The organism is Scytonema millei VB511283 (genome assembly GCF_000817735.3).
Lineage (GTDB): Bacteria > Cyanobacteriota > Cyanobacteriia > Cyanobacteriales > Chroococcidiopsidaceae > Chroococcidiopsis > Chroococcidiopsis millei_B.
The window spans coordinates 273263-293004 of record NZ_JTJC03000002.1; the positions used below are offsets into that span (position 1 = coordinate 273263).

Annotated in this window: 17 protein-coding genes; 4 read left to right on the plus strand and 13 right to left on the minus strand. The window is 46.6% G+C overall.

From position 1 onward, the window contains the following. Window positions 1–300: 300 nt before the first annotated feature. The 5 genes from QH73_RS08890 to fabZ form a co-directional block, all read right to left on the minus strand. On the minus strand, window positions 301–570 hold the full coding sequence (locus tag QH73_RS08890) for a hypothetical protein (RefSeq protein WP_132866836.1): 270 nt from the start codon (window positions 568–570) through the stop codon (window positions 301–303). Beyond that, a complete protein-coding gene (locus QH73_RS08895) occupies window positions 548–2743 on the minus strand; it encodes a M48 family metallopeptidase (protein ID WP_052290181.1) in 2196 nt (731 codons plus the stop codon). The genes QH73_RS08890 and QH73_RS08895 overlap by 23 nt, the downstream gene beginning before the upstream one ends. A 176-nt stretch (window positions 2744–2919) precedes the next feature. Next, complete coding sequence (gene lpxB / locus QH73_RS08900) at window positions 2920–4119, minus strand: lipid-A-disaccharide synthase (RefSeq protein WP_039716704.1); 1200 nt, start codon at window positions 4117–4119, stop codon at window positions 2920–2922. An 88-nt stretch (window positions 4120–4207) separates the two neighbouring features. Continuing rightward, the gene (gene lpxA / locus QH73_RS08905) at window positions 4208–5041 is read right to left on the minus strand and encodes an acyl-ACP--UDP-N-acetylglucosamine O-acyltransferase (RefSeq protein WP_039716703.1); all 834 of its coding nucleotides are present in this window, start codon (window positions 5039–5041) and stop codon (window positions 4208–4210) included. A 161-nt stretch (window positions 5042–5202) separates the two neighbouring features. Then, window positions 5203–5739 carry a 3-hydroxyacyl-ACP dehydratase FabZ gene (fabZ, locus tag QH73_RS08910; RefSeq protein WP_039716702.1) on the minus strand — a complete coding sequence of 179 codons (537 nt, stop codon included), beginning with the start codon at window positions 5737–5739 and terminating at the stop codon, window positions 5203–5205. Between fabZ and QH73_RS08915 the strand changes: the two genes are divergently transcribed. Beyond that, window positions 5738–5920: a hypothetical protein gene (locus QH73_RS08915; protein ID WP_132866837.1), complete on the plus strand. Its 183-nt coding sequence runs from the start codon at window positions 5738–5740 to the stop codon at window positions 5918–5920. The genes fabZ and QH73_RS08915 overlap by 2 nt on opposite strands. Here the strand turns inward: QH73_RS08915 and lpxC are convergent. The 3 genes from lpxC to purC form a co-directional block, all read right to left on the minus strand. Beyond that, on the minus strand, window positions 5881–6897 hold the full coding sequence (gene lpxC, locus QH73_RS08920; RefSeq protein ID WP_236146955.1) for a UDP-3-O-acyl-N-acetylglucosamine deacetylase: 1017 nt from the start codon (window positions 6895–6897) through the stop codon (window positions 5881–5883). The two genes, QH73_RS08915 and lpxC, sit on opposite strands and share 40 nt — an antisense overlap. Window positions 6898–6902: 5 nt before the next feature. Then, window positions 6903–9539 (minus strand): BamA/TamA family outer membrane protein, encoded by a 2637-nt coding sequence (locus QH73_RS08925; protein ID WP_039716700.1) that lies wholly within the window; start codon window positions 9537–9539, stop codon window positions 6903–6905. Between the two features lie 149 nt (window positions 9540–9688). After that, window positions 9689–10438, minus strand: coding sequence for a phosphoribosylaminoimidazolesuccinocarboxamide synthase (gene purC / locus QH73_RS08930; RefSeq protein ID WP_039716699.1), 750 nt, complete (start codon window positions 10436–10438; stop codon window positions 9689–9691). A gap of 382 nt (window positions 10439–10820) precedes the next feature. Between purC and QH73_RS08935 the strand changes: the two genes are divergently transcribed. After that, window positions 10821–12602: a polysaccharide deacetylase family protein gene (locus QH73_RS08935; RefSeq protein WP_039716698.1), complete on the plus strand. Its 1782-nt coding sequence runs from the start codon at window positions 10821–10823 to the stop codon at window positions 12600–12602. A gap of 186 nt (window positions 12603–12788) precedes the next feature. Here QH73_RS08935 and QH73_RS08940 read toward each other — a convergent pair whose 3' ends face one another. From QH73_RS08940 to QH73_RS08960, 5 genes are all read right to left on the minus strand, one after another. Beyond that, on the minus strand, window positions 12789–13463 hold the full coding sequence (locus QH73_RS08940) for a vWA domain-containing protein (RefSeq protein WP_181245383.1): 675 nt from the start codon (window positions 13461–13463) through the stop codon (window positions 12789–12791). Window positions 13464–13695: 232 nt separating this feature from the next. Continuing rightward, complete coding sequence (locus QH73_RS08945) at window positions 13696–14547, minus strand: SWIM zinc finger family protein (protein WP_039716697.1); 852 nt, start codon at window positions 14545–14547, stop codon at window positions 13696–13698. A gap of 47 nt (window positions 14548–14594) precedes the next feature. Next, window positions 14595–17834 (minus strand): sll1366 family intein-prone helicase, encoded by a 3240-nt coding sequence (locus QH73_RS08950; protein ID WP_039716696.1) that lies wholly within the window; start codon window positions 17832–17834, stop codon window positions 14595–14597. Window positions 17835–18076: 242 nt separating this feature from the next. Continuing rightward, window positions 18077–18598 carry a GNAT family N-acetyltransferase gene (locus QH73_RS08955; protein ID WP_052290180.1) on the minus strand — a complete coding sequence of 174 codons (522 nt, stop codon included), beginning with the start codon at window positions 18596–18598 and terminating at the stop codon, window positions 18077–18079. After that, window positions 18588–18872, minus strand: coding sequence for a type II toxin-antitoxin system TacA family antitoxin (locus tag QH73_RS08960; protein ID WP_039716695.1), 285 nt, complete (start codon window positions 18870–18872; stop codon window positions 18588–18590). Before QH73_RS08960 ends, QH73_RS08955 begins: the two co-directional genes overlap by 11 nt. 250 nt (window positions 18873–19122) lie before the next feature. Here QH73_RS08960 and QH73_RS08965 point away from each other — a divergent pair, with 250 nt between their 5' ends. Further along, window positions 19123–19404 carry a BrnT family toxin gene (locus QH73_RS08965; protein WP_039716694.1) on the plus strand — a complete coding sequence of 94 codons (282 nt, stop codon included), beginning with the start codon at window positions 19123–19125 and terminating at the stop codon, window positions 19402–19404. Further along, the gene (locus QH73_RS08970; RefSeq protein ID WP_132866839.1) at window positions 19373–19615 is read left to right on the plus strand and encodes a hypothetical protein; all 243 of its coding nucleotides are present in this window, start codon (window positions 19373–19375) and stop codon (window positions 19613–19615) included. Before QH73_RS08965 ends, QH73_RS08970 begins: the two co-directional genes overlap by 32 nt. Window positions 19616–19742: the final 127 nt, after the last annotated feature.

Sequence of the window (19742 nt, forward strand, 5' to 3'; positions counted from 1 at the left end):
CACTATAGATATTGTTTTCAAAATAGATTTGTGCTTATTGTCAGTTTTTTAACTTCGGATCGGGCTATTGAGTACAGAAATACGATACCTGTCTCACTGACTCCTGAAATAAAAACCAGCCTGTGGCTGGTCTAGCTGTTGCTGTGTTGGAAGGAGAAAAACCTGACCCAAACTAACCGAAGCATAAGACGCTATTTCGCTTTAACTTTCAGCTGGGTCTGGACTTTAGTTGTTTATGTAAATAAATGTAACATATTAAACTGAATTGCTGCAATTAATCTTTACATTATTGGTCATTGGTCATTGGTAGTTGGTAAGTCGTAAGTCGTAAGTCGTAAGTCGTAAAGAGGGTGTGGGGTGTGGGGGAGCCAGCGCCGTGCGGGGGTGTCCCCCGTTGAGGCGACTGGCGTTGTGGGGTGTAGTGGAGAGAATTCGGAATTCGGAATTAATGCGTGAATGCGTGAATTGTCTTGCTCCCTCAGCTCCCTCAGCTCCCTCAGCTCCCTCAGCTCTCTTCCCCTGCTCCCTGCTCCCTGCTCCCTGACAACTAATAACTGCCTCCCTTGACAATCACGTAAACGCCCCAGATAGTAGCAGCGATCGCCAGTGCGATCGACCAACTCTGATGGCTGCTGTTACTGGTTTTACCAGCTTGAGTGCGCAAAGTTTCAATATCGATCCAAGCCGTAGCTCCACGGCGGAACCAGCCTGTTAAGATAACATGCCTTCCAATTAAATCGGTAGGGTCGGTAGAGGGTCTAAGCAAAAGGCAGCCGAGGGGCCCCAGCCAAGAAGCATGATGCAGCTTGACTAAGCCAGTTGGTAAGTGCAGCAGTAAATCTTGTCCGAACCAGTTGCCAATACCGCGCCGTCCTAACAACTTACCTTGGAGGCGGAGAGACTGCGGGACAACTGGTAATAAATAGGGATTAGACAACAGCTCGGCAAGATTGGGACGATTTAGTAAGCTGGTAGACTTCGTTTCGGGAAATAAAGCATTTAGCCGCAGAAAAATACCGAGGCTTAAGCCAATCGCCAAGCTACCGCGCACGATCCACCAGTCGCCCCACATCCATGCTAAGTAAGGATTACCTAACCAGTAGCCACCAATCCATCCCATCAGCCACATAAAACTGCTAAAAGCAGCACCGAGGAGAATTCCCAAGTAAGGAGCAACTTGTAATAGCAGTGAGTCGTTACCAGTTGTCAGTTGACGGTTGACAGTAAACGCTGGCGCTACACCACTCCTGCAAGGAAGCAAGCTACGTGAAGATAGTTGTTTTTCTCCCCCAGCTCCCCCAGCTCCCTCAGCTCTCTTCAGCGACTCCCGACTCACTTGTAAATTTAATTCAGTCTCCAAGCGCCAGTTATGGGCAATTCGATTCAGCCGTTGGAGGCGATCGCCAACTGAGGGATGAGTTTGGTTGATGTTGAGCCAGTAGCGCAAAGGATTTGTGCAGTCCCAGGCTAAAGCTGCCTCTAATTCGGGTAATGAATGTAGATTGCTCAGGGCGATCGCTTGTTTGTAACTGATAATTGTGAGTAAGTCCCAACCTTCTAGCAACCAACTGGTATGTCCTTGCTGTTGAATATTTTGAGCCACACCACGGGCAATTTTGAGTATGGCGCGACTGAGGGCGTTAGGATTGCCAGTTAATTCTGCGGCAAGGCGATCGCTGTAGTATATGCGTAACTGAGAGAGCCAAAACGCAGGTAAACGCAGAAGCAACCACAGTCCATAAGCAAAGTTAGCGGCGATCGCGATAAAGGCTTGTAGAGTTTTATTCGATATTTTGTTGCCCCACTCCGATAACTGGGAATAGGTTATGTAGGGTAACTGAGTAACTAATATAAATTGAGATAAAACGATAAAATCCCTATTAGCTATCTGCCCTAATTGTGTTGCGTAGATAGCGGCAATTTCATCATCTGCGAGTTGCTCTAGCAGAGCTTGACTTACGACTATTCTTGCCGTGCGGCGCAGGTTGCCATAAGTGAAAATAAGAGGCACGGCTGTAGGTAGCACGCGCAACTGAGGTAAACGATAGTGGTGCTGGCGACAAGAGCGCTGTAGCAGCCTGCTAGCTTCTGGGCTAGAAATTTCCAAAGTTTCCAGAGATAGGTGTTGAAGCCCGTACCACCATCTCAGTAACCCATCTATCAACCAAGGAGACAGGGCTAGCAACAGCACTAACACGCATACGATCTTGGTAGTATGGTCGTGATAGAACGGCTGAAACGGTTCTAGGTAGGGGAGTTTTACCAATAAATCGTTAGTCAATCCCATCGCTAACTCAATGAGTTGTTGGATCGACCAAAATAGAGCGATCGCACTACCGCACTGTAATAACCAAAATGGAATTAAATTAACAGTTGGTAATGGCTGCCAGCGCTGCGCTCGTTGTGCTTGCTTTAGTTGGAGAAGAGTGGCTGGTGACTGGTGGCTGGTGGTTAGAATTGTTCCCTCTGCTCCTAGTCTCATAGTCTCCTCTGCCCTTCTGCTGAGAAACTCCTTCAGCTCTTCGAGCTGGAGATTGCTGCTTTGTGCTAAGAGTCGGCAAAGGGAGAGCAGGTATTCAATATTGCTACTAGGAGTTGCTGGCTGAGTTTGTTGCTCGGCGATGGAAATATTTTCTGCCTGACAGAGGATTTCTAAATGAGCGATCGCCCCTTGATAGTCTTCTTGTTGCAGTGCTGTTTTTGTTGCCTCTAGCAACATTTCAGGATCGCCAGTCATAGCCATAAACCATAAACTTTCTTGCTTTCACCGATCGCCAATACCTTATCGCCACCGATTCTGGCACAACCAGCTAGATATGAGTAGAAAGTGAGTTGCGAATAGCGAAGAAAAGAGTGTGGGGACAAGTCACAAGTCACAAGTCAAAACCATCTAGCCACCAGCCACCAGCCACTAGCCACTCACCAGACTCCCGACTCCCGACTCCTGGCTAACAACATTTGCAATATCTCTGTAGCAGCACGATCGCCTACACCTGTTTCTCCTAGAAGCGATCGCATTTGCTGATAGTCTGTTAAAACTTGCTGGCGGCGGGTTGGGTTGAGGAGCAATTCTAAAGCTTGTTGGGTAATATTTTCTGGCGTGGCTCGATCTTGAAGTAACTCAGGGACGATTTCGCGATTGACAACTAAGTTCGGTGGCGAGATCAAGGGTAAGTTAATCTTAAGGAAATTGCGGGCGATCCACGCTGTAAACCGACTGACGCGATAAATTACAACTTGCGGCACGTCTAACAAGGCAATTTCTAGATTTACCGTGCCAGACTTAGTAATTGCTAAGTCAGATGCTGCGATCGCCTCTAAAGTTTGACCGGAAAGTATAGTTGCTTGTAAGCCGTAATCTTTTACTGCTTGGGCGATCGGTTGGCGATAGATTTCTAAAGATAGGGGAATCCAAAAACGTACTTGTGGTAGTTTTGCCTGAATTGCTTTTGCTGCTTGAAACATTGCTGGCAGCAGATATTTTAATTCTTGGTGACGAGAGGCAGGAATTAACGCTATGCTCAAAGCCTCTGGTGCAATACCTAGCTTAGCCCTTGCTACTTCGCGACTAGGTGCTGTCTGCACGCGATCGAGTAGAGGATGCCCTACCCAAGTAACTGACATGCCCAAGCGTTTAAAATAACTGGCTTCTGCGGGAAATATTGCCAACAACCGATCCGTCATCTTGACTAAGCGATCGATTTCTCCCCGATTAGACCACCAGACCCACATTTGGGGAGCAATAAAATACACGATTGGAACTTGGGGAAAAGTTCGCCGGATGTAGCTGCCTAAAGCCAAATTGGGTCCGGCATAGTCTATGAGTACGACAAGATCGGGTGGATGTTGTTGGAGATACTGTTTAGTTTGGCTTTGAATTTTGAGGGTAGGTAAGACAAATGGGATTGCTTCCCAGACAGTACCAACAGAACCAATGCTGGCAGTATTAGCCAAAAGACGAGCGCCAGCTGCTGCCATGCGATCGCCTCCCAAGGCAACAATTTCTAGAGGCAGATTGCGATCGCGGCTTTGACGGTGCAATGCTTCTACAAGTAAAGCTCCTTGAAGATCGCCCGAAACTTCGCCCGTACTAATGAAAATTCTGTAGTCATTTGTCATTTGTCATTTGTCATTCGATCGGTTATTAGTTGTTGGTTATTAATTATTAATTACGTTTTGACTTTTGACTTTTGACTTTTGACTTTGCCTAACATATTTCCTCGTCACCGTTGGGCAATTGTCGCCCGGGAATGGAACCGCGCCTGGGTTTCATTTGGGACATTCGCAAAAATTGCAATAGATGTTGTACGTGTTCGTTATCTGCTATTAGCTCTAATTGTTCCAAAGCTTGACTGAGAGTGAGATCGGAACGATAAAGAATCCGAAAAGCTTTTTTCAGAGAACCATAGACTTGCCCTTGTTCTGCTTGGGCAATCCCGGCGCGTTTAATGCCTACAATGTTCAGCGATCGCACTCGGGCGGGATTGCCTTCTACTAACATATAGGGTGGCACGTCCCTAGCGATACGACTCATTCCACCCACCATTGCTAGTTTTCCGATATGCACGAATTGATGTACGCCCAAAACTCCGCTGATGGTGGCACGCGATTCAATGTGGATGTGTCCGGCTAGAGCTACGCCATTCGCGATCGTCACAGAGTCTTCAATGATACAGTTATGACCTACATGAGCATAAGCCATTAATAAGTTATTGTTGCCGATAATCGTGGCTTCTCCGGTAAGAGTGGCGCGGTTGATGGTGACGTACTCGCGGATACGATTGCCGTCACCAATTTTTACCATTGAGGAACCGCCATCGTACTTAAGGTCTTGTGGTTCTAGCCCAATTGCCGCTCCCGGAAAAATTTGATTTCTCGCCCCAATTTCTGTTGGTCCCTCCAACACAACATGAGCGCCAATGGTAGTTTCGGGACCAACTTTGACTTCCCGACCAATAACCGCGTAGGGACCTACCTCTACAGTCGGGTGTAGTTCTGCCCCTGGATGGATTGCAGCAGTATGATGAATGAGTGTTTTCAAGGATGCATCTCCAATCGAGGCGCTAGAAAATCAGTTGTCAGTTATCAGTTGTCAGTTATCAGTTGTCAGTTGTCAATGAGTAGTGCGTGGTGCGAAAATCTCTTCTGACTTTTGACTTTTGACTTTTGACTTCTGACTTCTGACTTCTGAGTTCTGCCGAATTACTCTACAAGGGAAAAGAGTAATTCGCCTTCTGCTGCCAGTTGACCGTCAACTTCAGCACGGGCTTGCATTCTCCCAAAACGACGACGCTTTACCCACAACAGTTCCACTGTCATCACCAACTGATCTCCTGGAGTTACTTGTCGCCGAAACCTAACTTTATCCATGCCAGCAAACACAAACAAATTGCCGTCCATTTCCTGCATTTGAGTTAACACAACTCCACCGACTTGTGCCATAGCTTCTACAATCAAAACTCCAGGCATCAATGGTCTTTGGGGAAAATGCCCCTGAAAATGAGGTTCGTTGAAAGTCACGTTTTTGATCCCAACAGCTTTCTTTCCTGGGATGTACTCAATAATTCTGTCTACCAGGGCAAAAGGATAGCGATGAGGCAAAAGTGCATGAATTTGCTCGACTGTGAGGGTTGTTTTCTCTGGGGTAGGAGTAACTTCAGTTTGGCGATCGAGGTGCTGAAGATTAGCATCATCGCTAGCAGGAGAATCTGGGGAATTGACTTGGATCAGGGATGACATGGCTGAATTTCTCAAAGATCGGGGCTGTGAAGGGAGCAGGGAGCAGGGAGCAGGGAGCAGGGGAGTGACTGGTGGCTGGTGGCTAGTGACTAGAATTACCCCCTTGTCTTTCTTGTCTCCTGTCTCTGTCTCCTGTCTCCTTCATGATTTCATTTTTTGCTCCAACAGTTGGGCAAGTTGAACGTGTAGTTTGTGGCTTGCTTTATAAGCAAGGAAATGAGCGTTGGGGAATGTCCCCAGTAAGCACAAATCTCCTACTAAATCTAAAATTTTATGACGTGCTGGTTCATTTGCAAATCTCAATGGTGGATTCAGCCATGTTTGGGGGGTACAAACAATAGCATTTTCAAGACTTCCACCTTTAATTAACCCCTGCGATCGCAAGAATTCGATCTGGGTTGCCAAACCGAAAGTGCGTGCGGGGGCAATTTCTGCCGCAAATGTAGATGTATTATACGTCCAACTATGCCACTGATTGCCGATCGCCGCAGTCTCGAAGTCAATTCCGTAAGTAAAGCGGGTTTCTGGGGCGGGCAAAGCTGCGACAAATGTATCGCCTTCGCGTACCCAAACGGGTTCTAATAGCTGGGGGACAATAGTAGGCGCTGGCAGAGGCGATCGCCCAACTTTGGCGATCGCCTCTGCCCAAATCCGAGCCGAACCGTCTAACAACGGCACTTCTGCCGCGTCAATTTCAATTCTGGCATTATCGACTCCGCTTCCTGCTAGGGCTGCCAGCAAATGTTCTACAGTGCGAACGGATGCTGCTCCAGCTTCGAGTTGCGTCGACAGTACGGTTTGACCAACCGCTCCAACGCGAGCAGGAATTATTGGTTGAGTTGGCAAATCGACCCGCACGAAGTAGCGCCCTTCCCCCGCTGCGGCGGGTAAAATGCGAACTTGGCTAGTCTCGCCACTATGCAATCCGACTCCCGATTGGCTTATCGTTCCTGCGAGCGTGTGCTGTGAGGAGTGAGGGGAATTCAAAATTCGGAATTTAGAGCAGAGCGGAAGTTTCTCCTCTGCTCCCCTACCTCCTTGTTCCCCTTGTCCTCCTTGTCTCCCTTGCTTTTCCCTTACTCCTCGCTCCTCACTCCTCACTCCTTCCATCTTGTCTACCTTGTCCCCTTGTCCTCCTGTTTTCTGTCTCCTATCCATAATCCCTAGAATTTCTCCCCAATGCCAAACTGAATGCGGCTGTCACCGTCGCTGTTCAAGCCGTAGTCTAGGCGCAGGGGTCCCAAGGGAGAATTGACTCGCACGCCTACACCGTAACCGACTCCCGTACCTGGTTTATCGAGTAGAACTGCTGGTTCTCCAGGTACGTTACCCGCCGTACCTAAATCGGAGCCGAAATCGACAAATAGAGCGCCACCGACAACCGAGAAAATTGGGAAGCGATACTCGGCTGTAGCAGTGACAAAACTGCGTCCGCTGCCCAGCTCTCCTTCTCCATAACCCCGTACTGAGTTACTACCACCAATGGAAAAGGCTTCGTAGGGAGGTAGATCGCCAATGACCGTTCCAGCTTGAATATTAAAAGCTAAAGTTTCCGGTCCTTCATTGAAGCTAGTAAAGTTGACCGGAATGTATTGACTGTAGCTACCCCGCAATCGATTCAGAAGAATGCTGCCGCTACCAATGGGAATCGATTGCTCTACGCCTAATCGCAGGAAAGAACCGTCAGTAGGTGTCGTGATGTTATTTCGGAGATCGCGTACTGCTCCTAGCTGTACGGTCAGCAAATCGTCTGAACCGTCATCAGAAAAACTCAAGGGAATATCTTCTCTACCGTTAAATCTGCCTTCTGGCGTAACTTCACCATCATCATCGCGGATGGAAACGCGCTGATATTGCAATCCTGCGGATGCCGTCCATTCCGACCGAGCTAAGGGATTGCGAGACAACGGACGGGTAAAGGTAACGCCGCCACCTTGTCGCCGCACGCGGGGACGCACGCCATCATCGGGGTCGCCTACCTCGATATTCTCGTCATCTCCATCAAAAATGAGCGAAATCGATCGCCGCTGGAATAAGTTGACTGTATAGGAAGTTCTGTAGGGGTCGCCCGCAATCCAGGGGTCGGTGAACCGGAGATCGAACAGCAACTCGCTCCGTTCCGTACCAACCTGCAACTCTGCCCCTAATTTTTGGTTATTGCCACCTAAATTGTTTTGCTGAAAGCTGACTGCTCCAAATAAGCCACTGGCAGAACTAATACCACCGCTCAATCCCAAACTACCGCTGCGGCGTTCGTCCACGTTCAGCACGACAATCACTTTACGGGGGTCTTGACCGGGGTTGAGGGCAACGTTTACGTCTTCAAATATCCCCAGTCCGTAAACCCGTTGCAGGTCGCTTTGAACCACGTTGCGATTGAATACGTTATTGGGCTTCAGGGCGAGTTCTCGCGTGATGATAAAATCTCGCGTCCGACCGCGAATTGGTTTGCCTTCGTCGTCGGTCGCTTCGCCTTCCCGCACGAAACGGACTTGGATATCTTCAACAACTCCTTCCGATACTTGAAGCGTGACTGTGCCGTCGGGTGCAACTTGGGGTGCGGCGATCACTTGTGCCAAGACGTAACCGTTTTTCTGATACCACTGGTTGAGCTGCTTAATGCCTTCCTGCAAGCGGCGGAAGTTGAGAATGTTGCCGTACTGCGGCTTAAAAGTCTCCTCAACTAATTTGGGAGGCAAGACGGACGGAACATTTGTACCAGGGTTAGCTTCGATTTGAACTCGCCCAAGGGTTGGGTTAGGTTGCACGATATAGGCAACCCGCACGCCTAAGGGTGTATCTTCCGGTATAGCCCGGACATTGGCGAAAAAGCCTGTCGCAAAAATGGCGTTGATATCTTCTTGTAATTGCGATCGCGTCGTCGTTCGCCCTGGAGCGGTACGAATTGCTCGGTAAACTTCGTTTTGTAATTCTTCAGTCAAAGTACCAGTTTCGCTACTCACAGCGACTTCTGCGACAAGAACTCTAGGTTCTGCCGCTTCAGGTTGAGTTTCTGGTGTGGGTTGAGTTTCTCCTGGCGTTCCTGGCTGAGTTGGCGTAGGTGGTAGAGCGTCTGTTGGCGGTTGGGTTTGTTCTGGTGCTGGAGTGGATGGAGGAATAGGTGGATTTGGTTGATTGGGAACGCTTCCTGGTGCAGGTGCGCCGTTAGGAGTCACGGGAACTTGAATGCGATTGGGCGTTTCTTGCTGCGGTAGAGATTCCGTACCTGGAGCTGGTTGCACTGGTACTGTTGGCGGTGTGGCTGGTTCCGTCGTTGGTGCGGCAGGATTATCAGAATCCGGTGCTGGTTGACGATCGCGGTTAATCGGAATTTCAATTCCTCTGGGGGTCTCGTCCTGCGAGTCGAGTTGGGCGATCGCTCGCGTTTTGAGCGCCGCTGCGCCATGCTCGCTCGGATGGCGATCGTTACGATTTGTACTTGGTTTTTTTGTACTTGGTTTTAAAGAAAAGCTTTCTTTAGCTACTAATTTTTTTGCTGCTAATTTTGGTGTTGCTATTACAGCCTGTTCTCCCTTCAAGCTGGCGATTAATACTTGACGGGAAGAAGTGAGAGAATTCGGAATACCCTTGCGGGGAGGCAAGCTACGGAATTCGGAATTCGGAATTTGGACAATCTTAGAATTATTTTTGACTTTTAACTTTTGACTTTTAAATTGCTTCTCCTGTCCTGTTATAGCCCGATCGGCAGGAGCCGCATAAGTTGCTGGCATTTGCACCAGCATGACTTGCCGAAAGCTCGCGATCGCCGCGATCGCCACCCATACACGAAATAAACGCATTTTGTTTCACCTATTTAGCACGTCCGCACACCAATAAAAGTTTGTCATTCGTCATTTGTCATTTGTCATTCGGTAGTTGACGGTTTACGGTTGACGGTTGTTTTTTGCTCCCTCAGCTCCCTCAGCCCCCTCAGCTCCCTCAGCTCTCCCTACTCCCTACTCCCGTCTCCCTCATTAGCTTGAGCTAGCACGCGACGCAGTACCTCTTGGTAAGCGGTTTCGACATTGCCTAAGTCGCGACGGAAACGGTCTTTATCCATGACTCGCCGATTGGGGTCTGTTTCAGCTACGTCCCATAAGCGACAAGTATCGGGGCTAATTTCATCACCCAGTCGTAACTGTCCCTGAGCATCGTAACCAAACTCTAGCTTGAAGTCTACTAGGGTCAGATCGCAACGCTGGAAAAATTCGCCTAGATAGCGATTAATTTGGAGCGCCATTTGTTGTAATTGGTTGACTTGTTCTGGAGTTGCTAGCTCTAGCAGAAAGAGGCGATCGCTCGTCAATAAGGGATCTCCTAAACTATCGTTTTTGTAATAAAACTCTACCAACGGCTGTTTCAAAACTGTCCCTAGAGGTAATCCTGTTTGTTGACAGAGACTCCCTGCGGCAATGTTCCTGACGACCACCTCTAACGGCAAGATTTGCAATCGCCTGACGCGCATTTGATTAGCGCTGATGCTTTCCAGCCAGTGTGTCGGAATGCCTTGCTTTTCTAAATACTGAAACAACACGGTGGAGATGGTGCAGTTAATCTCTCCTTTGCCGACAATACTGCCTCGCTTTTGAGCATTAAAAGCAGTGGCATCGTCTTTGAAATGTGCCAGTAATATTTCTGGCTCTGTTGTCGTGTAAACAATTTTTGCTTTACCTTCGTAGAGCAGCGATCGTGCAACCATTTCAGGATTACTCTTGATTAGCGTTCTAGCTTGCCAGGTACAGGCTTAATCATTTTAGCCACTATTGGACACTTAAATGAGGAGTCAGGGAATAGAGTTGTTGGTTGGAAGTTGACGGCGATCGGTGACTAGTGGCTGGTGGCTGGTGACTAGAATTGCTCCCTTGTCTCCCTTGTCTCCCTTGTCCTCTTCCCTCCTGTCTCTATATTCCTGTCAGCATTTGCAGTAACTTAAAGCTGCCTTAGCTGGAACTTAAGCAGTAGATATTAGACTTTTAAAGCATTGTTATTAGGGTGTAATTGTCTCGCTTTTGAGCGTGGCTTACACTTGGCTAACACTTTATTGGCTCAGAATCTAAGAGTTTCCGTTTTTGTAAATACCCATGCTGCCAACTCGCCTATATCTGTTTTTTGCTGCTCAATATTTCAGCTGCGTGCTGACTTTTCCCGTGCTACTTTTTGCGATTGAAGCTCAAGCGCAAGATAAGCAAAACAATTCCTCAACACCAGCGCCGTCTTTAAGTCATTGTCCGCAAGCTTCACCTTACGGTACTGAACTTACTAGTTTGGCAACTCAGTTGCTTCAGACGACAAATTGGACAGAGGATAAAACCAAACTCTTTGAGTTCCTTAGCTTGAAGTTGGGACCCCAATTAGCTGCCTATTTCAACTCCAGCCCTTACCCCAATATCAACGAAAGGGCAAAATTGGCAAAGGTTCCGATCTTGATGTATCACGACATCTTACCCAAAAAACAAGTCTTTTTTGATGTCACACCCCAAGAATTCGAGCAGCATCTTCAATTTATTAAACAACACGGTTTTACCCCCATCAGTTACGACCAACTCGTGATTCATCTGCGGACGGGTTTACCCTTGCCAGAAAAGCCGATTATGTTAACGTTTGATGACGGCTACGGGGGACATTACGAATACGTTTATCCGTTGCTGAAAAAATATGGCTATCCAGCCGTGTTTTCTATTTATACTTTTGGGGTAGGCAACAACGTCGGTAGAAGCCATGTCAGTTGGGAACAACTGAAAGAAATGGCAGCCGATCCTTTAATTACTATTGCCGCTCACAGCGTCACCCATCCCGAAGATTTGCGCCGCCTGTCCGACGACAAACTCCAAATGGAAGTGACTGAATCTAAACAGATTTTGGAAAATAAGCTAGATATACCGATCCGCTATTTTACGTATCCGGCTGGGAGATATAACCAAAAAGTTGCCGCAGCAGTCAAGCAAGCTGGTTATCTATCAGCGCTGACGATGAACGACAACGACGAACGCTTTGCTGGCGACTCGGAAAGTTTACTTGCCATCGATCGCTTCGGTCAATCTAATTTAACACGGGCGATCGCCAACCCAGAATCTAGCATTCTCTCTCAAGCTTCAGGTGGCATGAAAATTCCCAACTGGGGGGGAGAATTCGATTTTTCTGCCAATGTCACCTTCAACAAAACCACCATCGATCGCACCTACTTGTTATTAATCTCTGGTGGTAGACCAATGACGATCCATGCGAAAAGCCGCTACCAAGTACCAGAGATTTTAGCCGATACTGCCGCAGTTGCGGGCGTGGATGGGGGCTTTTTCTCGCTCAAAGTCATCAATTCCAATATCATGATCGGTCCCGTACTGAGTCAAAAAGCGAATCATTTTGTCCCTGGTAATGCGAGTGAGAATCTTAGGCTTGCAGGTAGACCGTTAGTATTAATTGGTACTCAAGCAGTTAAATATATTCCCTTCGATCCCTTCTTACACAACACGCTAGAAGGAATTCAGGCGGAGATGCCAGACGTAACAGATGCTTTTGTCGCTGCTGCTTGGCTGGTAAAAGACGGACAACCGCGATCGCGAGAGTCTTTTGGTAACTTATTTGGTTTTGATGCCGCGCGTCGTCGGGCTTTCTGGGGAATAAACCAGGCAGGACAGCCCACAATTGGCGTGGCTCCGAGAAATGTCGATGCTGTCAAGCTGGGTGCAGTATTAGCTAAAGCTGGGTTGCGAGATGCGGTGATGCTCGATTCTGGCGACAGTTCCTCTCTTGCTTACAAGGGTGAATTATTAGTCCCTTACACTCCTCGACCCGTGCCTCACGTCGTCGCCTTGCTGCCACCAGACGGAGACGAGAAAGCTAATTGTTTGGTGGTAAAACGTTGAAAGAGGGGCGACAAAAGGTAGACATCCCATCCACTGAAACTGTGCCTTGGAAGATCCCCCCAACCCCCCTTTTTAAGGGGGGCAACAGAGGGGTAGATCTATACGTAAAGAGAAACAGAACAGAATGGCAAGGTTTGACAGCGATCGCAACAGACAAATATTGGTCACTGGTCACTGGTCACTGATTTAGACTACGCCCCAACCAGGTGGCGGGAGAGCAACTTGATCTTCTGGTTTGGATTGAGAAACCCGCTGCATACTTGCCGATAGCCAGATAAACAGCTCTTTGAAGTTTAATCCTTGTAACTTTAAGGGGCTGCGGACAACAATTTGGCTCAAGCGCGTCATGTTGGCTGATTCTACCCCTACAGCAAAGAAAGCGACTCGCTTACCTGCCTCATCGTCGCGAATCCGCTGGGTGGCTTGGTCGATGATACTGTCTGGCTCTCCTTGCGGTTCGCCATCCGTGATCAAAAACACCCAAGGACGATAATAATTCACGCCATTACTACGATATTGACCTTTACGGGCTTCGATCATATCTAGCCCTTGGAGAATTGCCCCACCCATGTGAGTTAAACCTTGAGCTGATAGGCTAGGCGGTTCAAATATGTCAGCAGTGACGAAATCCTGAGCTACTTTCACGTCACTACCAAACGTGACGATCGCCACTTCAACCCGCTTGCGCGCTAAGTTATCTTGGTTGAGTTCCTCTTTGAAAGTGCGTAAACCCTCATTGAGAGCGTCAATAGCTACTCCCTGCATGGAGCCAGAAGTATCTAACAGCAGGACGCACGGACAGCGCGGTTCTGGATTTTCGGCAAATTCCACCGCATCTTCAAGTTTCAAAGCTTCAGCCATAGTTGAGCGAGAAAATAAACAACATTAAGATTTAAGACCTTAGTTTATTAAACGACGCGATCGCCATATATTCCACCCATTGTCAGTTATTAGAGAGCAGAGAGCAGGGAGCAGGGAGCAGGGAAAAGACTGTCGTGTCTGGGATGCAGGGAAAGAAGTTGGCAGTTGGAATTAACTGTGAATTGTGTATCCTCCTTGTCTCCCTCACTCCTCGCCCCTCACTCCTCACTCCTCATCCAGTACTCATCGCTGCGATCGCGGCTTGTTGGCTGGCTTGTTGGTAAATGTCAGTTAAGTATTTTTGTACCATTCCAGATGCAGTGGCATCACCTCGATCTCCTTCATCAGTCTCTAATTCTGCTACGGGAATTTCTCCTAAGACATCTAAAACCGTTTCGCCGCTGAGTGACGGTGCTATGACTACTAACGATGGGTCGAGGGATTCGTTGTATTGCCAAAATGAGGCAGTCGGGAGTCGGGAGCCGGGAGTGGCAGAGTGGGAGTCGGGAAATTTTGACTTTTGACTTTTAACTTTTGACTTTTCTTCTTGACTACGAAATTCTCTCAAAGAAGTAAGAACCTCATCCTTAGTGCGTCCCCGTAGTTGGAACAGAACAAACGGATCTTCGCTGAAGCGATCGCCTAGTTGATAGTAGACTGCGGCGACATGTTTGCAAGGGTTGGCTTTGTCAGGACAAGAACAGCGACTTTTGACTTCTGATAGGGTAAAAGGAAACAATGATAAACCATTGGCAGTAAAAACTTCTTCAATATTTTGCGGCATTTCTCCTGCTAGTAATTTGGCTGCATAAACCGCTTTTTGGGACATGGTTTCTACAACATATCCCCACTGTTCGTCATCAAATTTTTCTAAATATAGTGAAACTTTGTATGGTTCTGGGTCTGTACCTTGCACCCGTGCTAATACTTGAGAGCCTTCAAATTTGATACTTAAAATATTTCCTTGTCGTGCATAAGTCCGACCGCGTTCTAACCGTTTTTTAAACCGATAGGAATCTAATAGATCTAACCAGCGTTGCGACCACCATTCTCGACTAGCTTGAAAGCTTTGGCTCGTTGTCATTCTGCTTCCTCCTATCTTCCTTAATGCTAAATGCGTTTTAACGCACCCTATGACTGCTCTTCGTCTTCTTCAATAACAGCATTGCGTTCTAGCACGAGTAATTGTCGCAATTGATCTGTATCTAATTCAGTCAACCAATTTTCACCTGCACCTACTACTTGCTCTGCTAAGGCTTTTTTACTTTCAATCATGTCGTTAATTTTCTCTTCCAACGTCCCCGTACACACAAATTTGTGAACTTGAACATTGCGAGTTTGTCCGATCCGAAATACCCGATCTGTGGCTTGATTTTCTACGGCTGGATTCCACCAGCGATCGAAGTGAAATACATGATTTGCCCGTGTTAAATTTAATCCAGTTCCCCCGGCTTTGAGAGATAAAATCATCACGGGTGGTCCTTGCGGATCGTGCTGGAAGCGATCGATCATTTCCTCTCTTTGTTTCTTGGAAGTACTACCATAGAGGAAAAATATTTCTCGACCTAACTTTTGTTCTAAATGCGGTTTTAACAATTTTCCCCATTCTGCAAATTGAGTGAAAATTAAAGCGCGATCGCCTTCTGAAATCGCTTCTTCTAACATCTCTTGTAGCCGAATGAGTTTGCTCGATCGCTGCGGTTCTTTGAGTGTTGTTTCTTTTAAGAATTGCCCGGGATGATTGCACAGTTGCTTTAATTTCACCAACAAAGCTAAAATCATTCCTCGGCGTTGAATTCCATCAGCAGCATCAATTTCAGCTAAGGATGTTTCAACTAATTGTTCGTACAGTTTTGCCTGTTCGGGAGATAAACCACAAAATTCAGTCATCTCCTGTTTTTCAGGCAAATCTTGAATAATACTGCGATCGCTCTTGAGTCGCCGCAAAATAAAAGGCTGAACTAGCGATCGCAATGTTTTTAAAGAAGCCGCATCGCCATATTTCTCAATTGGAATTGCAAATCGTCGTTGAAAGAATTGCCGTTGTCCTAAATAACCAGGATTGATAAAATCTAGAATTGACCACAATTCTTGCAATCTATTTTCTACCGGCGTACCCGTCAAAGCAAAGCGAAATTGGGCTTCTAACTGACGCACTGCTTGAGATTGCTTAGCTTCAGAATTTTTGATATTTTGCGCTTCATCTAAAACAATCCCTTGCCAAGAAACACTTTGGTGAGTTTTTACATCGCGCTGTATCAAAGCATAGCTGGTAATAACTAAATCCTTACCTGTGACAGTTTGCTCAAATGTCTTGCCTTTTGGTCTTTTATCGCCGTGATACATGAAAACTTTTAACTGCGGAGCAAATTTTCTCACCTCCCGTTCCCAGTTCCCCAATACAGAAGTAGGACAAACTAGTAAAGTTGGTTTTTCTAATGCTTTTTGTTGCTTGAGATTAAGTAGAAAAGCGATGAACTGGATCGTTTTTCCCAGTCCCATATCGTCCGCCAGACACGCACCTAAGCCCCAGCGTTCGAGGAAACTCAACCACCCCGCACCCCGTGCTTGATAGGGGCGCAATTCGCCGCGAAAGCCCTCTGGCGTGGCTAAAGGCGCGATCGCTTGGTTATCTGTCAGCGCTGTCATTAATTCTTGTAGCGCCCCCGATGCTTCAAAACTGACGACAGGAAGCTTTTCAATCGTCTGCGTGTCGCCCGTACTCAATCGCAAAGCATCTTCCAGACTTAAATTCAACTTATCTTTACGCGCTGTAAAGAAAGCTTGGGCGGTTTTGATATCTTGGGGACGCAATTCCACCCACTCACCATTAATTTCTACGAGGGGGCTATTTAACTTCACCAAGCGATCGAATTCTGCTTTCGATAAAGTTTGCCCGCCGATCGCCAATTCCCATTTAAAATTCAGTAAGCTTTGCAATCCCAAGCGATCGCTTTTTTTCGGAGTCGTAGCACTAATTTTTAATCCTAAACGATTTGCCCAACCCTCGCGCTCTAAACTAGAGGGTAAAATCACACCCAAACCGCTATCCTCAAATCGCCATACGACTGATTTAATAAATTCGTATGCTTGTAGGGGATTGAGGCTACAAGATTGAGGAAATGGTTGTTCTAAACTGGGTGCAATTAGAGGATAAAGTCTTGAAGCTAATCCTAAACCCCTTAGTAAAGTTTCCTGCGGTTGCGAAATCGTGCGCTCGCGATATTCTAAGTTAGTAACTGAATGCTGCCAAATTGTGGCTGCATCAATGATAAATTCGGGCGTGTCTACTGCTTGTAGATAGTAACTTAGAGTCCAATTATTCTTACCTTCAGTTGGAGGAGATAACTGGAAACAAGTCCGAAATAGACTTCGCCCTTCTAATTGATATTGGATTGGTGCAGTCCAAGCTTTGACGATCGCTTCTAGGCGTTCTAATTGTGCTGGTTCTGCTGGTATTTTTGCGTCAGCAGTTAAACTTTGCAACCATTCTTTAAGAGGTGAAGGTACGGTTGGTAAAGAATTATTTTGCACATTTTGCTGCGCGTTCGCTCTGACTTGTGCGTCAATTGTACTGTTGAGAAAATCTAAGATTAATTCTTGTGGCGGCGATGGAAATTTGATTTTTAGGGGCGCACAGCCGTGCGCCCCTAAAATTGTTGTATTCTGATAAGAACAACAAATCGCAGGCATTGCTTTAGCAAACTTTGCCAACCGTGAGGAATCGATCGCACTGTCGAGGAGCGATTGCCAACGAGCAATAATGTTGTTAGGATCGTGATTTTCTTGGCTTAAAGTAGGAACAAATTTGCCTCGACTGAGTAAATCTAAACTCCATCGCGCTACTTGCGACCAAAAACGTAAATCGCCTCCTATCCATGAGTTTTCTGGGCGATCGACGGCTAAAGGTAGTGATGTTAAAAAGGCGATCGCTTCTTGCGGTTTTAGATAAAACCCTTCAACTTCCCACGGATATAAAACTTGAGTTTTTGTGATTTCTTGCTCGTCGGTTTCTTCAGCGATTGGAACAGAATACAGCGGACGAACCAAGATTGTTTTCTGTTGCTGAGTTTCTATGCTTGGTAAAGCAATAGTTTGGCTTAAAGTTGGTAGGTCAATTGGTAAGATTTCGCTATTTTTCGGCGATCGCCCCTGCTTTTGCTCGGATAGAGATAAAGATTTAGGAATGGCAATATCTGAGCCACGCCACCATTCTAATAGTTCGTGAGCTGTCATTGCTAAAGGGTGAACGGGAACGTCTGTAGCCGAGTTTATCTCGATATCTCCTACTAAAGAACGCCAAACTTCACCCCAAACAAATAGATAGCTTTGCTGTTCTTTTTCGATCCAATTACAGTGTAAAATTGCCATATGTTCGACGAGTCAATCTGCACCAAGCTGATGAATTGTATTTTAGGCTGAATAACTTATTTTAGAAGAAATATAATTATTTTTGTGGTGACGCGATCGCAGAAACCTGATGGAGCATTATCATAGCTTAGCGGAGTTCTCGGACTCCTGCACTTACCCACTCTACCAAGAGGCAATCGCATTTGAAACCCGCGCTTGTCGGGTTTTGCCTGTATAGAATTCAATTCGCCCACTTTCTCTTCTCAATCAAACCCCCTCAAAATAGTCTCTATTGGTAGAAAGAGCGATCGCTCGTTATCTTGAAAGGGAATAAACTCGTGCTTAAGATAAAATGCCTTTGCTATCAAATCTAGGACATCAACTCTCACTGCATATATGCCTATTTCCTGAGAGGCTCGCACGGCACGGAATAAGGCATTTACTAAAAGTTCTCTACCCAAACCTTGTTCTTGCACCGCTCTATCTACAGCTAACTTACCTATCAATACTGCGGGAATCGGATAAGCAGGTATTTGACGCTTGAACTCATTTGACACAGATTCATATTCTATGACACTGGAGCTGATGGTGTAGTAGCCATCAACTTTCAACCCTCCACATGTAGAGACTGCTACAAAAGTTTTAGCTATTCCCTTCAAATGATTTTGTCGGGCATATTTTTTCAAATATTCGTTTAATACGGGATAACCGCAATCAAAGGAATCTCTTTGGTACTTCTTATCTATGGGCAAAAAATTCCATCGCCTCTCGACATCACTCTCCATACTTTTCTCTATATCGAGCGATCGCAGATTTCAGCTTTCCCTTCAGTGCGGGTGGATTTTCCATCACTGACATAAATAGATCGCGATCGCGGTCTGATAGTACTAGCCTTTCATGAGAGTCTACATCCTGTTTAGCAGCTGGTAGAACGTGCAATAAGGTGTAGGCACTTACAGAAACTCCTTTTAGGGTAGCTGCACGCTCCAATAGCTCCTTTTGTTCTTGAGTTACCCGCAGATCGATTCTGTTATCTTTTATTCTGGTTTTGTCTGACATAGCGATGACTTAGCTCAGCTTCGCTTGCAATTATGTTCTTTATACGGACATTGTACACACAGAAGTCATGAGCGATCGCATCCCGGCTACACCAAAGGGCGATCGCATTTCCGCTTCACTAACAGGCGATCGCACTCCTACTTCACCACAAGGTGCAATTTGTTTTTTACATTAGCGTTGTCTGACATAATTAGTCTGGAGTGTTAAACCCGATTTAACACGAAATGGTGTTGAGGAATTCAGTTTTTAGATGATTGAGGGCTTTGAGTGGGATGAAAACAAGGCGCAGCAGAATTTAGTTAAGCATAATATCTCGTTTGTAGAAGCCACAACAGTATTTCTCGACTCACTTTCGATCTCGATTGACGATCCCAACCATTCGCAGAGCGAACAGAGATATATAATTATCGGCTCTTCCAACCGAGGACGGCTGTTGGTTGTCGTATTCGTCGATCGGGGGGACAATATTCGTATCATCAGCGCCCGAAGAGCTACAGGTTATGAACGCAGAACCTACGAAGAAAGTACCTAAACCTTCCCAAGATGAAAAGACTAACTCAGATTTAGACCTACGTGATGAGTACGATTTTCGAGGTGGAGTGCGAGGCAAGTATACACATCGGTTGGCAAGAGGCATCCAACGAAACATGGTTCCAGAACATGCGCGAGAAACATGGGATGCAGAGCAAGCCGTTTATGGGGAACTCATCTCTCGACCTGAGAGCAGGGCAGAAGAAGACTGAGTTACTGGACTAAGCATCGTTATTCTTGTGCAAGCGATCGCACTTCCACTTTACCAACAGGCGATCGCGTTTCTACTTCACTAAAGGGCGATCGCATTTCTACTCTACCAACAGGCGATCGCGCTAT

Excerpts from the sequence above, each read along its gene's own strand:
- QH73_RS08940 (WP_181245383.1), bottom strand. The coding sequence starts at position 13,463 with ATGGCTGAAGCTTTGAAACTTGAAGATGCGGTGGAATTTGCCGAAAAT.
- QH73_RS08925 (WP_039716700.1), bottom strand. The coding sequence starts at position 9,539 with ATGCGTTTATTTCGTGTATGGGTGGCGATCGCGGCGATCGCGAGCTTT.
- QH73_RS08950 (WP_039716696.1), bottom strand. The coding sequence starts at position 17,834 with ATGGCAATTTTACACTGTAATTGGATCGAAAAAGAACAGCAAAGCTAT.
- QH73_RS08915 (WP_132866837.1), top strand. The coding sequence starts at position 5,738 with ATGGCTGAATTTCTCAAAGATCGGGGCTGTGAAGGGAGCAGGGAGCAG.
- QH73_RS08895 (WP_052290181.1), bottom strand. The coding sequence starts at position 2,743 with ATGGCTATGACTGGCGATCCTGAAATGTTGCTAGAGGCAACAAAAACA.
- lpxC (WP_236146955.1), bottom strand. The coding sequence starts at position 6,897 with ATGGATAGGAGACAGAAAACAGGAGGACAAGGGGACAAGGTAGACAAG.
- QH73_RS08935 (WP_039716698.1), top strand. The coding sequence starts at position 10,821 with ATGCTGCCAACTCGCCTATATCTGTTTTTTGCTGCTCAATATTTCAGC.
- QH73_RS08955 (WP_052290180.1), bottom strand. The coding sequence starts at position 18,598 with ATGGAGAGTGATGTCGAGAGGCGATGGAATTTTTTGCCCATAGATAAG.
- purC (WP_039716699.1), bottom strand. The coding sequence starts at position 10,438 with ATGGTTGCACGATCGCTGCTCTACGAAGGTAAAGCAAAAATTGTTTAC.
- QH73_RS08945 (WP_039716697.1), bottom strand. The coding sequence starts at position 14,547 with ATGACAACGAGCCAAAGCTTTCAAGCTAGTCGAGAATGGTGGTCGCAA.
- QH73_RS08960 (WP_039716695.1), bottom strand. The coding sequence starts at position 18,872 with ATGTCAGACAAAACCAGAATAAAAGATAACAGAATCGATCTGCGGGTA.
- fabZ (WP_039716702.1), bottom strand. The coding sequence starts at position 5,739 with ATGTCATCCCTGATCCAAGTCAATTCCCCAGATTCTCCTGCTAGCGAT.
- lpxB (WP_039716704.1), bottom strand. The coding sequence starts at position 4,119 with ATGACAAATGACTACAGAATTTTCATTAGTACGGGCGAAGTTTCGGGC.
- QH73_RS08965 (WP_039716694.1), top strand. The coding sequence starts at position 19,123 with ATGATTGAGGGCTTTGAGTGGGATGAAAACAAGGCGCAGCAGAATTTA.
- QH73_RS08970 (WP_132866839.1), top strand. The coding sequence starts at position 19,373 with ATGAACGCAGAACCTACGAAGAAAGTACCTAAACCTTCCCAAGATGAA.